Origin of the sequence: Micromonospora sp. NPDC005087 (assembly GCF_042872965.1) — a bacterium.
GTDB lineage: Bacteria > Actinomycetota > Actinomycetes > Mycobacteriales > Micromonosporaceae > Micromonospora.
On sequence record NZ_JBIALB010000014.1, the window covers coordinates 121,185 to 133,149 of the forward strand.

Annotated in this window: 16 protein-coding genes; 8 read left to right on the top strand and 8 right to left on the bottom strand. The window is 68.9% G+C overall.

The features are described 5' to 3' along the window. Position 1: 1 nt before the first annotated feature. A complete protein-coding gene (locus ACFYPS_RS27420) occupies positions 2-172 on the top strand; it encodes a hypothetical protein (protein ID WP_354967630.1) in 171 nt (56 codons plus the stop codon). After that, on the top strand, positions 159-1,313 hold the full coding sequence (locus tag ACFYPS_RS27425; protein ID WP_354967631.1) for a helix-turn-helix transcriptional regulator: 1,155 nt from the start codon (positions 159-161) through the stop codon (positions 1,311-1,313). Before ACFYPS_RS27420 ends, ACFYPS_RS27425 begins: the two co-directional genes overlap by 14 nt. A 72-nt stretch (positions 1,314-1,385) precedes the next feature. Here ACFYPS_RS27425 and ACFYPS_RS27430 read toward each other — a convergent pair whose 3' ends face one another. After that, positions 1,386-1,811 (bottom strand): hypothetical protein, encoded by a 426-nt coding sequence (locus tag ACFYPS_RS27430; protein ID WP_354967632.1) that lies wholly within the window; start codon positions 1,809-1,811, stop codon positions 1,386-1,388. 63 nt (positions 1,812-1,874) lie between these two features. Continuing rightward, complete coding sequence (locus ACFYPS_RS27435; RefSeq protein ID WP_354967633.1) at positions 1,875-2,501, bottom strand: hypothetical protein; 627 nt, start codon at positions 2,499-2,501, stop codon at positions 1,875-1,877. Between the two features lie 138 nt (positions 2,502-2,639). Between ACFYPS_RS27435 and ACFYPS_RS27440 the strand changes: the two genes are divergently transcribed. The 3 genes from ACFYPS_RS27440 (at position 2,640) to ACFYPS_RS27450 (ending at position 4,228) form a co-directional block, all read left to right on the top strand. Beyond that, complete coding sequence (locus ACFYPS_RS27440; protein ID WP_354967634.1) at positions 2,640-3,023, top strand: VOC family protein; 384 nt, start codon at positions 2,640-2,642, stop codon at positions 3,021-3,023. A gap of 110 nt (positions 3,024-3,133) precedes the next feature. Then, positions 3,134-3,529, top strand: coding sequence for a VOC family protein (locus ACFYPS_RS27445; protein WP_354967635.1), 396 nt, complete (start codon positions 3,134-3,136; stop codon positions 3,527-3,529). 108 nt (positions 3,530-3,637) lie between these two features. Further along, entirely contained in the window at positions 3,638-4,228 is a 591-nt protein-coding gene (locus tag ACFYPS_RS27450; protein ID WP_387327972.1) for a TMEM175 family protein, read from the top strand. A 74-nt stretch (positions 4,229-4,302) separates the two neighbouring features. Here the strand turns inward: ACFYPS_RS27450 and ACFYPS_RS27455 are convergent, their stop codons facing one another. Together ACFYPS_RS27455 and ACFYPS_RS27460 are read right to left on the bottom strand one after the other, a co-directional pair. Beyond that, positions 4,303-4,908, bottom strand: coding sequence for an isochorismatase family protein (locus ACFYPS_RS27455; RefSeq protein WP_074309497.1), 606 nt, complete (start codon positions 4,906-4,908; stop codon positions 4,303-4,305). Between the two features lie 108 nt (positions 4,909-5,016). Beyond that, positions 5,017-5,736 (bottom strand): DsbA family protein, encoded by a 720-nt coding sequence (locus ACFYPS_RS27460; protein WP_387327976.1) that lies wholly within the window; start codon positions 5,734-5,736, stop codon positions 5,017-5,019. Positions 5,737-5,851: 115 nt separating this feature from the next. On the opposite strand from ACFYPS_RS27460, the gene ACFYPS_RS27465 reads away from it, so the two are divergent. The 3 genes from ACFYPS_RS27465 (at position 5,852) to ACFYPS_RS27475 (ending at position 7,531) form a co-directional block, all read left to right on the top strand. After that, positions 5,852-6,280, top strand: coding sequence for a helix-turn-helix domain-containing protein (locus ACFYPS_RS27465; RefSeq protein WP_354967638.1), 429 nt, complete (start codon positions 5,852-5,854; stop codon positions 6,278-6,280). Positions 6,281-6,358: 78 nt separating this feature from the next. Continuing rightward, a complete protein-coding gene (locus ACFYPS_RS27470) occupies positions 6,359-6,991 on the top strand; it encodes a DUF6518 family protein (protein ID WP_387327979.1) in 633 nt (210 codons plus the stop codon). 96 nt (positions 6,992-7,087) lie between these two features. Then, positions 7,088-7,531, top strand: coding sequence for a DUF5990 family protein (locus ACFYPS_RS27475; RefSeq protein ID WP_354967640.1), 444 nt, complete (start codon positions 7,088-7,090; stop codon positions 7,529-7,531). A 10-nt stretch (positions 7,532-7,541) separates the two neighbouring features. Here ACFYPS_RS27475 and bla read toward each other — a convergent pair whose 3' ends face one another. The 4 genes from bla to ACFYPS_RS27495 all read right to left on the bottom strand — a co-directional run bounded on the left by bla (position 7,542) and on the right by ACFYPS_RS27495 (position 11,878). Continuing rightward, the gene (gene bla, locus ACFYPS_RS27480; protein WP_354967641.1) at positions 7,542-8,453 is read right to left on the bottom strand and encodes a class A beta-lactamase; all 912 of its coding nucleotides are present in this window, start codon (positions 8,451-8,453) and stop codon (positions 7,542-7,544) included. A gap of 53 nt (positions 8,454-8,506) precedes the next feature. After that, positions 8,507-9,004 carry a hypothetical protein gene (locus tag ACFYPS_RS27485; RefSeq protein ID WP_354967642.1) on the bottom strand — a complete coding sequence of 166 codons (498 nt, stop codon included), beginning with the start codon at positions 9,002-9,004 and terminating at the stop codon, positions 8,507-8,509. A 68-nt stretch (positions 9,005-9,072) separates the two neighbouring features. After that, on the bottom strand, positions 9,073-11,325 hold the full coding sequence (locus tag ACFYPS_RS27490) for a hypothetical protein (RefSeq protein WP_354967643.1): 2,253 nt from the start codon (positions 11,323-11,325) through the stop codon (positions 9,073-9,075). Positions 11,326-11,503: 178 nt separating this feature from the next. Then, complete coding sequence (locus tag ACFYPS_RS27495) at positions 11,504-11,878, bottom strand: VOC family protein (protein ID WP_354967644.1); 375 nt, start codon at positions 11,876-11,878, stop codon at positions 11,504-11,506. Positions 11,879-11,965: the final 87 nt, after the last annotated feature.

Sequence of the window (11,965 nt, forward strand, 5' to 3'; positions counted from 1 at the left end):
GATGAGCGGTCAGGACGACAGCGCTCCGGAGAACAAGGGCAAACAGTCGGAGGCGGCCGAGCGGGAGGCCGCCAAGCAACGCCTCCTGGCCCAGGCCGAGGCGGATCGCGTACCGGTGGAGGACACGACCCGCGCGGTCCCGGACCGGCGGTGGCGGCGTGACCAGCGATGACCTACCGATCGGCCGGCGTGTGGCGTGTTGGCGGGTGCGGCGGCAGATGACGCAGCAGATGCTGGCCGACCGGCTCCGCAGGTCGAAGAGCTGGGTGGACAAGGTCGAGCGGGGCGTCCGCACCCTGGACCGGTACTCGGTGATCCAGGAACTGGCCCACGTGCTGCGGGTCGAGCCAGAGGTGCTGCTCGGCCAGCCGCGGAGCACGCCGGCCGGCACGCCGGACGGGGTGGACGACATCCGGGCCGCTCTCGCCCGCTACGACACTCCACAAGCCCCAGCCCAGACAACGGATGAGCTGAGAAGGCACGTCGGGTACGCCTGGATGACCTACCAGCACGCGCACTACGCGCAGTTGGTGCGGGTGCTGCCGGGTCTGCTCGACGCCGCCCAGGGCGCGCAGGCGGCGGAGCTGCTGGTGCAGGCGTACCGGATCACCTCATCCGTGCTGGTGAAGCTCGGCGAGGCCGACCTCGGGTGGCTGGCCGCCGACCGGGCGATGGCCGTGGCGGGCGACGATCGGGTCCTCGCCGCGACGGCGGCCGTGTCGGTCGGGCAGGCGCTGCGCGCGTCGGGCCGGGACCGCCTGGCCCTCACCGCGACCCTCACCGCCGCGAACCGCATCCCACCGACGCCGCAGCGGCCGGCGGGGGAGTGGGCTGTGGGTGGGACTCTGCTGCTCCAGGCCGCTCTGGCCGCCGCCGGCTGCGGCGACAGCCGCCGCGCCGAGGAGCTGACCGACCGGGCCGCCGGGATCGCTGCCCAGCTTCGGGGGTACGACGACACGCACCGCACCAGCTTCGGGCCGATCGTTGTCGACCTGGCGCGGGTGATGGTGGCCGTGGAGCGGGGTGACGCTGCCGAGGCGGTGCGGCGGCACGTGACGGTGATCCGACGGGAGGCGTGGCGGCGGTTGCCGGCCGAGTATCGGGGCGCGTATCTGGTGGACGCCGCGCGGGCGTACCTCCAGATCGGTGACCTGCGCGGCGCCGCACGCGCCCTCGTGGACGCGGACAGCGTTGCGCCGGCCGAGGTCCGGTGTCGGCCTCTGGCGCGTACCGTGATCGCCGAAGTCGCCCGGGGTTGCCCGGCGCCGGCCGGCGTGGCGCGCCTGGCGACGCTCGTCGGCCTGACCCGCTGACCATTCGCACACGGGCCCGGCCCGCTCGGCGACTCCACGTATAGCGTGTTTGAGACGCGAGGTGATGTCGCACTACCGTTGGCGTCTGGGTCTCTGGCCACGGCCAACGCGACGCTGAGATCGGGTGGGGCTGGTCAGGTGATGCGCTGACGGGTCGAGGTCGGCCTGGGTCAGCACCGGGCGCCCGAGGCGCGTCGACAGCCATCTGCGCTGGTAGCCGCTCAGGCCGTTGATGAAGACGACCGCGTCGACGTTTCTGCTCGAACAGGTCGTGGCGATCTCGTCCAGCTTTCCCGGGCCGATGAGGAACCGACGCGACAATGGCGCGGTCATCAGTCGTACCCCACCGTCGGAGACGCCCCTGCGCTGGACGAACCGGTCCAGCACCTGGCCTCCCAGTGCCGTTACCTGCGCCTCCAGCGCGTCGAGGCGATCCTGGTAATCGCGGTCCTTCGCCGAGAACAGGCCCACGAGGACCACCGAGCGGATGACGGTCACCCGGACAGCATCCCAGGGCAGCTGTTCGACACCACGGAATATTCGGTTGGCGCGGCAGCGGGTCTAGGCGTGCAGGAGGTTGAGGAAGTCCGCGGCGTTCGGGAACGGCCTGTCCTTGGCGAACTCACCGATGTAGACGACGGCCTCCTCGTCCTGGGCGTATGAGTAGCCGTCCAGGGCCACGCCGATCACGAGGATGTTGCCGTCACGTCGCCAGGCCGCGTACCGCCGCGAGTACCGACCGATGGAGAGGTGCCGGCCTTCGGTCCGGACGTCGCACTCCGGTGGGCCGAGCTGTTCGGCGAACCGGTCGATGGCAGCGTCGACGTGCGCCTTGAACTCCTCGCGGCCGGCCGGCTGGCTCGACCAGCCGGGCAGCGAGCCCCAGAAGTCGTCCGGCCACAACTCGCCGCCGACGTCGTAGGAATGGGCGAACGGCAGGTAGAGGCAGAAGTCGCCGTAGACGGCGTGACCGGCCGCGGTGACGAAGCGAGCTTCGTCGGTCGGTACCTCGTCGTCAGACCACCCGAGACCGCGCATCGCCCTGTCGGTAAGGTCCCGATCGTTCCACGGTAGGTCTGCCAACCCGACGATCTGACCGGCCAACCCCGGGTCGATGGGGCACCCGGCGACGTAGCTCTCGATGACCGTCTCGTCCTCGCCGCTCTCCGGCTGGTGATCTTCCGACACGGCCCAGGATTCTCGTGGCGTCGGCGCGGTCCGCGCAAGCGCGGGCCGGGGGTTGGTCTTCGGCTGGAGAGCAGACCGCCGCCTGACCTGGCGCGCTCTCGGCACCACGAGGTCGTGATCATAGGGCAGGCTACGGGCATGAGGTCACGAACCAGCGGCATGTGGTGGGGAACGACGATCGAGGCGCCGGACCCCAGCGGTCTGGCCAGGTTCTACGCCGAGCTTCTCGGGTGGCATATCGGACACGAGGAGCCTGGAACAGCGATCGTCGCCGCCTCCCCGCAAGGACCCTTCTTCGTGTTCCAGCAGGCGGATGGCTACCGGACGCCGGTCTGGCCTCCGATCGACGGGGAACAGCGCCCCATGATGCACTTCGACTTCCAGGTCGGCGACCTGGACTCGGCCGTCGCCGAGGCGGTCGCCCTGGGAGCCACCGTGGCGGAGATCCAGCCGCAGCAGAACGTCCGGGTGATGTTCGACCCCGCCGGGCACCCCTTCTGCCTGTGTCTTGACCAAGCATGAGGGGCTGACTTCAGACAACGGGAGCGGTGATCATTTCGCGGCCAGGACGATCTTGGATCTGTCGGGCGGGCGGCATACTCTGAGCGCCGTCCGCGCTGTGAGGGAGAGTCGTGACAAGCAGGTTCACCGAGTTGGCCGTTGACTGCCACGATCCGGAGAGGCTCGCGGCCTTCTGGTGCGAGGTCCTGGACTTCCAGGTGATCGACCGGGGCGAGGGCAAGGTCGAGATCGGCTCCTGGGTGCCGACCGTCGAGGATGTCCGGGCCCGCCAGATGGCGCCCACCCTGGTGTTCATCCAGGTGCCCGAGGGTAAAACCGTGAAGAACAGGCTGCACCTTGACGTCAGTCCGATCGACGGCAGCACCGACGACGAGGTGACCAGATTGCTCAGCCTCGGCGCCACCAGGACGGATGTGGGCCAGGGCGCGGGCCGGAACTGGGTGGTCATGGCAGACCCCGAGGGCAACGAGTTCTGCGTCCTGCGCACCTTGGCACCGCAGAACTAGGCCGCGCGCGGGCCGCGGACGAGCGCGGCAGAAGCGGACAAATAGCATACTTGGGGCATGCTTTCCAGGAGCGATGGCCCGAGGCTCGCGCGTCAACCGGGCCGACTGGTGGCTTTCAGCGACGCTGTCTTCGCCATCGCCGTGACGCTTCTCGTGCTGGAGATCCAACCGCCGGAGGATTTCGGGCATCTCCTGCGGGGCCTCGGGGCGTTGTGGTCGTCATACCTGGCGTACGCGCTGAGCTTCCTGCTCATCGGGCAGGTGTGGGTCAACCATCACGTCATGTTCGACCGGGTCCGGCACGCCGACCATGGGGTGTTGTTCCTCAACACGTTGCTCTTGATGGTTATCGCGTTCCTGCCGTTCTCCACGTCGCTGCTCGCCGGCTCATTACGCGCGGAGCAGGGCCTGCGTACGGCGGTCGTCGTCTACGGCGCCACACTGTGGACGGCGGCAGCCCTGTTCAACATCATTTGGGCCTATCTCCGTCGCGCCAAACTGCTGGACCCCAGCCTCGGCCCCTTCGGCGTCCGGGCCATCGGCCGCCGATTCGCGCTCGCCCTGATCTGGATCGGCTCCGGCATCCTCGTCGGCACGTTCGTGCCGATCGCGGGCGTCGCCATCATCGCCGGCTTCCTACCCGCCTACTACCTACCCATCCGCGGCGAGTACGGCGAGGACCACAAGGCCAGCGACTGATCGCTCGCCGCCCTTGAAGCGGGCCCGGCGTGAGCTGCGCACAGCCTGCCGTCGGGCCCGCTGGGGCGCCGCGCCTACTTCGCCAACCCGAATCCACCGAGTACGGTCTTGAAGTTGTCGGCCAGGATCTGACGAATCTGCTGGCCGTGCGGCGTGGCCCAGTCCTTGGCGAGTTCGCCGAGGACTGCGGCGGTGGTGGTCAGGGTGACGCCGGCCTGCGTCATGCGCAGTCGCGCCACCTCCTCGGAGATCTGGAACACCGATCCTCCGGCGTCGAGCACCGCGTAGACGTCGTATCCGGCCCGCTTGGCGCTGAGCGCGGTGTAGATCAGGCAGCCGTCGTTGGTGGTGCCGGCCATGATCAGGGTCCGTCGGCCGGTGGCCTCGACGGCCCGTACGAAGTTCGGGTCGTCCCAGGAGTCGATGATCCCAGTGCGCTTGATCCGGTTCGCATAGGCCTCCGGGTTGATCTCCTCCAGTCCGGGCATCCACCAGTCCTGGTTGTCGTCCTCGGTGCTGCTGGTCCAGACGTTGGGGATGTCGAGGACCTTCGCCGCCTTCACCAGGGTGATGCTGTTCAACTTGGCGACGTCGGGCGACTGGGTCTTGATGAACCCCATCGAGATGACCTGGTGGTCGATCAGGATCAGAGCACTGTCCTGCGCCTGCAGATCTGACATGGCTGTTAACTCCAATTCGGTGTCTCGGGCCCTCGTGGGTCCGTGTCTGCTGCCCCGAGCGGTCGGCTCGGGTTGATAGCGGGAAATCCGTCGCCTGGGGCGAGCGGCTCACATGGTGCGGTCGGGTACCGCGCACCCGTCCGGGGCGCAGATGCCCTCGGCGTCGGCGATAACCGGCAGCGGCTGCGGAGTGGGATGACTCTCGTCCCACGCCTTGGCCATGACCGCGAGCAGGTCGTCGAGGCCGATCGCCCCGGGCACCGCGAAGCGGCCGTCGAACACGAGGAACGGCGCGCCGCGAGCCCCGAGGCGCTGTGCCTCGCGCTGATCGGCCGCCACCCGGGCCCGGTAGCGGCGGCTGCGCAGGGCCTCGGCGGCCCCGGCGCGGTCCAGGCCCACCTCGGCGGCGAAGTCGAGGACCTCCTCGGTCGTCCACAGCTTGCGGGCCTGCCCGAAGTGCGCCCGGAACATGGCCGACCAGATCTCGTTGCCGCGGCCCTGGTCGGTCGCGTAGGCGAGCAGTTCGTGGGCGAAGTCCGTCGGGCCGAGCGTGCGGTCGACCGCGTGGTAGGGCGTCAGGCCCTCCGCCTTGGCGGCCCGCTCGATTGGCCGCAGGACCCGGTCCACGGTCGTCGCGGGGGCCCCGGCGATCTTGATCAACTCCCGTTGACTGACACCCTCACGGGGCAGGTCGGGGTGTAGCTGGAACGACCGGTGGATCACCTGCACCTGGTCGGCGTGCTCGAACCGCTCCAGGGCCTGGTGGAGCCGGTGATCCATCAGCCCGCAGTACGGGCAGACGATGTCCGACCAGAACTCGATCTTCATGGCACTCCTCCTCGTTTCTCACTTCCTGTTCGTAGCCCCATGATGCATTAGAATCGGAGAGCCACAAAAGGTACATTCATGTGCGTGGCAACCGGCTGACGGAGGGGTGGCGGGTATGAGTGGCGAGGATCTGCGACGGAGGCGAACCAACGTCCGGGCGAACGTCCGGGCCGCGCCAGGGCCCTGTGCGCACTGGAACGACCAGGACGCCGACTTCATCCGCGAGGTCCTGGACCTCGTCGGCGACAAGTGGAGCGTGTTGATCATCGGTACGCTCGCAGACGGCCCCATCCGCTACTCGAACCTGGGCGACGCGATCCCCGGCATCTCTCAGCGCATGCTCACGCTGACCCTGAAGCACCTGCAGCGCACCGGCCTCGTCACCCGGACCTCCTACCCGGAAGTCCCGCCCCGCGTCGAGTACGCCCTCACCGAACTGGGCACGTCGCTGCTCTCCACCGTCCTGGCCCTGGCCGCCTGGTCCGCCGACCACCACGTCGAAATCCGCCGCCACCAGACGGAGTACGACAACACGGCAACCTAGATCCGGCCTCTGTCAGACTGATCGCGCAGACGAGGGCCGACCAGGCCGGCCGGGGCATACTCGGTATGCTCTGCGGCCATGCGACCTGGTGACCGGACGGTGGCGCTCGCCTCCGTGGCGGGCGGATTCCTGCTCGGCTTCCTCGACTTCTGCTGGATCAATTGGCTGCCGTACCCCATCGCCGAACTCGGCAACTCCACCGCGACCTGGGCCGTCGCCGCCTTCTTCTTCGGCTACTGGGCGCGGTCCGGGCGGCTGCGTTCGGCACTCGGCGCCGCCGTCCTGCTCGTCGTCGCGGTGCCCAGCTACTACCTCGCGGCGGCACTCCTGCAAGGCGACGACCTCGCGATGCTCTGGGCGCCGTCGTCGCTGGTCTGGATGCTCTTCGGCGTGCTCGCCGGAGTGGTCTTCGGCACCGGCGGGACCTGGGCGCGCGGCGCGGGGTGGCGGCAGGTCGTCGGGACCGCGCTGCCGGCCGCCGTGTTCTTCGAGGAGGCGGCCCGGTTCGCCGGCAAGGCGACCGACCCCAACTACCCGCCCGGCGCGTGGTGGAACGTGGCCATCGACCTTGCGCTGGGCCTGCTGATCGTGGTGCTGACCGGCGGGTCGCATCGTCGGCGGGCGCTCGCCGTCGCGGTGGCCGTGCCACTGGCCGGCGCGATTCTGGTGAGCTTCGCGGTGGCCGGCGGAACCTTCTCGTCGGCCGGTTGACGCCGCGCGCATCGGCGACGCTCTAGCGCCGCGCCACGTCCATCCGCTCCCACCAGCGGAATATCGAACGGCGGCCGCCGCACTAGAGTCGGTGGGATGCGGATCCGGATCGACGGCAGCGACCTTCCGGGGCGGCGCGCCAGTGCGGAAGCCGACGCGCTGCGGCTCGGCAACGTGCACGTCGGGGTCCAGCGCAAGGCCGAGGTGGTCGATCAGGTGCCGGCCGACGCGGCGACGACGACCTGGCGCTTCGAGGTGTCCAGCCGGGAGATCGACGGGATGCTGGATGTCGGAGGGCCGTGGGTGCACGGGCGTCCCGGAGCACGGTTCCTGTACCTGAGCTGGGGCGCGGTGACCGAGGACGGCTTCGCGATGTTCAGACGGGCGAAGTTGATGTTCACCGACATCCCGACCGAGCTGCTCCGCGCCGCACACGAGGGCAGTGGGACGTTGGTCGGCCGAGTCGGCTTGACCGATGCCGCAGGCGGGCCGCTGTGCGCTCGGGTCCACCCTCCCGCCATCGCCTGGACGGTGGAGTGACCGCCGGAAGTCACAGCTGGGCGACGACCACCTTGGTGGCCTGGGCGATGAGAGCGTCGTCGTGGGTGGCGTCCTTCTCGCCCCGGCTGGACAGCACGGCGAGGACGATCGGGGCGCGGTCGGGCGGCCAGATCACGGCGATGTCGTTGCGGGTGCCGTACCCCCCGGTGCGGGTCTTGTCCCCGACGACCCAGCCCGCCGGCACCCCGGCACGGATCAGCGCCCCACCGGTGGTGTTACCCCGCAGCCAGCCGCACAGAAGGTCGCGGTCCGCGGGCTCCAGGGCGTCCCCCACGGCGTACGCCCGAAGGTCGTCCGCCAGAGCCCGCGCGGTGCTGGTGTCCCGCGTGTCACCCGGCGTCGCCTCGTTGAGTTCGGTCTCGTAGCGGGCCGCGTCGGTGACCGTGTCACCGACCTCGCGCAGCTCCTTCTCGAACCGCTGCGGCCCCCCGAGGTGACGCAGCAGCAGGTTGCCGGCCGTGTTGTCGCTGTAGCGCACGGCGGCGTCGGCGACGGCGCGCAGGCTCATGCCCTCGGCGACGTGCTTCTCGATGATCGGTGAGTACGACACCAGGTCCTGCGCCGAGTACCGCACGACACGATCCAGCTCGGCGTCCGTGGTCTCGTCCAGCACCTCGGCGGCGGCCAACGCCTTCCACGTCGAGGCGTACGCGAATCGCTCGTCGGCCCGGTACTCCACCCTGCGACCAGTGCCCGTGTCGACGGCGTAGATCCCCAGCCGCGCCTCGAACGTCTTCTCCAACCGCTGGAACTCCTGCTGGGCGGCCGGCGACGGGGTGACCGTCACCTCCGTGCCCGGCGTCCGCACCTCGGCTGCGTCACCGGTGCTGCACGCCCCCAACGAAACCAGGGTCGACGCCGTGGCCACCGCGGTCGCCAGACGTCGTACGGACGCAGCCATCGTCGTTCCTCCTCGTGTGCCGTCGACCCGCACCGTAAAGCACCGTGCTGGCCTCAGTACGGCAGATCGATGCCCTGGCGACGGGCGAACTCGCGGTGGGCGGTGACGACCGTGTCGATGAAGGAGGCAGCCATCTCGTCGGCCCGCAGCACCCGGGTCGTTTCGACCTTGAAGTTCTCGTCGCAGTAGCGTTCGGCGTTGCGGACGCAGGGCTGCGCCTCCAGAGCGTCCCGGAGCAGATCCACGGGCTCGTCCCCGGTGTCGACGATGAACTTGACGCCGTCGCCGAAGCTCAACTCCCAGCGCAGCCCGTCGTCGGTACCGACCCAGAGCTGCCGGGAGAGCGCGTCGCGGCTCTGGGCGAAAACCTCCCGCATCACGCTGTCGTCCGAGCAGATCGCCGGAATGACGCTCGGGGTGCGGCCGGTGGCCGCGGCGACCGGAGGGAAGCCGGCGAGTCGGTCGACGCGGTAGAGGACGTAGCCCGGGTCGCCGGTGGGGTCCTCGGACTCGACGTCGGGCACCGCGTAGGGAGGTGGTTCGACTGTCATGGGCGCATGTTCCTTCGTGGTGAACGCGTCGGGGGCCGGGCTGGCGGCCCGGCCCCCGACGAACCCGGCTAGCTCAGCGGGAAGTGAATGGTGAAGGGGATGTTGTTCTTCTTCAGACAATCGAGCACAAGATCCGATGGGCCGAGTGAGTTATACCCACCGTGTGGCATGAAGTGCCATTGTGCTCCCTTGATCTTTGTGTCTCGGAACTGTGGGTTGATCTTGTTGTCCGCCAGGATCTTGTCCTGGTTGGCCGGGTCGGCGTACCACCTGTCCTCATCGCACTGAACGAGGTTGTGGCGGTCGTGTTCGGTCGGGACGCCGGTCTTGACCTCGTGGATGACCCAGCCTTCAGGGCTGTACTCGCCATAGTCGGTCGACCGGCCGCTGGGCTCGAACTGCCCTGGCACGCCGGCCTGCCTCAGCCAGAGTTGGGGCCGGCCGCGAGTGGTGTCGTCACGGTATCCCATGAGTTCGTCGACGAAGATGTTCTGACCGTCGTTACGGCCCGTGGCCCACCTGACGTCGGGGCCGGGGACGTGCAGATTCCGCCCGTTGCTGCCCACCGCCTTGAGCGCGAAGTGGATCTTCTGGAGATCGGTGCGCTCACCTCTGAGCAGCCGATCGAAGTTGCCCTTGCTGATTTTGCCGCTGGCGGCGGCCGCCATACCCTCCGGTTCGACGAGGGCTGCCCAGACCTCCGGCATGATGAGCTCGTAGGTGAGCTCCTTAACGGTGTCGGGGATCTTGTCGTACTTGGCGACGAACCGGGCCGCCGGCATGAGGCGGTGGGTGTACTTGAGGACGAACTTCGCGACCTTGGCGGGGAGCGCGACCGCGTCACCGACGTAGGGGACGACGCCGAGGATGCTGAGACCCGCGCTGACCCACTCGCCGTGGATGAGCGCGGCGATGGTGTCGCGGATGTCGGCGAGCCCGCCAAGGATCCAGCCGACGACCGGGATGACGCTCAGCCCGCCGCCACACAGGTTGCCCGCGAGCCACGCCATCGAGTCCTTCTCGGCGAAGTCGCCGGCGAACATGCCGAGCAGGAAATCGGAGACGTACGTCCATTTGCTGATCTGCTCGTCGAATCGGCCAGGGTCGAGGCCATGGGACTCGGCGTTGGCGACCTCGTAGTCGTCGCGTAGACCATCCCCGTCGGTGTCCTGAACACGGGGGTTGATCGAGAGGTCGTCCTCGGTGAAGTCCGAGAGCCCGTCGCCGTCGGTGTCGACGTTGGCGGGATCGGTGAGGCCGTCCTCCTCCACGAGGTCCGGCAGGCCGTCGCCGTCGGTGTCGGTGTCCGTGGGGACGGGGACGATTGGCGGGACGTCGCCGGGTGTCGGCGGAGCGCGTGGCTGGTCGGCGACGAGCGGATTGCTGCCCTGGGCCACCTCGGCACCGTCAGTGGCACCGTCGCCGTCGGTGTCCGGGTTGGTGGGCGAGGTGCCGAGCCGCTGCTCGTCGAGGTTGGTGAGGCCATCGCCGTCGACGTCCTCCGCGCCGTCGGCGACCCCGTCCTGATCGCTGTCGACGGCGTTGGGTCGGGTCCAGCCAGCCAACTCGGTGATCTCGAACTTGTCGGTCAACCCGTCGCCGTCGGAGTCGACCAGCAGCGGGCTGGACCCGAACCGCAGCTCGATCACATCGATGACCCCGTCGTCATCGTGGTCGCCGTTGTAGGTGATGCCCAGCCGGGTCAGGACGCGGAAGCCGTTGTCCCAGGCTTTCGCCGCATGGACCGTCGCCGGGGTCGGATTGGCCTTGGCCAGCATGGTGTCGGCCTTGGCCAGGCTGACCTTGGCCGCGTCCAGGTCCGCGAACGCCTGGGCCAGGCCAGCCGGGGCGGGCGCGGGCGGCGGGCTGGCCCGGAATGGCCCGATCGTCGCCTCGGCATCCTGGATCGCGGCGTCCGCCAGCAGGCGCAACCCGGACAAGGTCTCCACCAGCGCAACCACATGTGCCTGCTCGGCCTCGCCGTTGGGCGGGCTCGCGCCGGTGAGCCGGCTCTTGAGGAACGACTCCAGATGTTGGAGGTTGTCGAACACCGTCGCACCGTCGCCGGCGCTCTTGAGCCGTGCGCCGTCGAAATACCGGCTCTCGACGTCCGCCAGCACCGGGGCGATCCGGCTGTCTCCCAGCCCGCCATCCACGTACGGCCGTAGGGCCTGGACGGACTCGGTGATGTAGACCTTCGCGTCGCGGGTGTACTTGGCGGTGGGGATCTTGGCGACCTCCACCTCCCACAGGCGTTTCTCCCCTGCCGACGCCGGGGCGGCGACGAGCCCCACCTGTGCGGCGACCAGTGCCGCAACCACTGCGGCGAGTCTTGACCGCAATCGTCTTCTGTGTCTCACCGACACCTCCGTCTATGCGTCCCGAACAAATATTTCGCTAAGATATCCATCAGGGTCTCTATTCGAAGTCCCGCCGGAATTAGCCGGCTATGCGTGCGCGCCTATGTCTATGGCGGGTTAAAGTGGCATCCCGTGCGGCTTACAGGTACGGCCGCGTGATGATCTCGATGGCGTGCCCCGCCGGGTCGAAGAAGTAGAAGCCCCGCCCGCCGTGCTCGGTGTTGGTCTCGCCCTCCCGCTTCATCTGCGGGTCGGCCCAGTACGTGATGCCGCGCCCCTCGATGCGCGCCAAGCACCGCGCGAACAACTCGTCGTCGACGAGAAACGCGTAGTGCTGCATCTGGATGTCCACCGGCGGCTCGGCGAACTGGAGCAGCACGCCCTCGTCGAGCAGGACGTTGGCGAACGGCCCCCACGATGGCGCCTCCGGCAGCTCGAACAGCTCCCGGTAGAACGCGGCCGACGCGCTCGTGTCCTTTGTGGCGATGATGGTGTGGTTGAACGTGACTGCCATGTGTGCCGTCTTCCCGGTCGATCCGAAGACCCGACCGGAAGCCCGCGGCGTCCACCAACCGCACCGATGACAAAGCCCCGAGGGCGC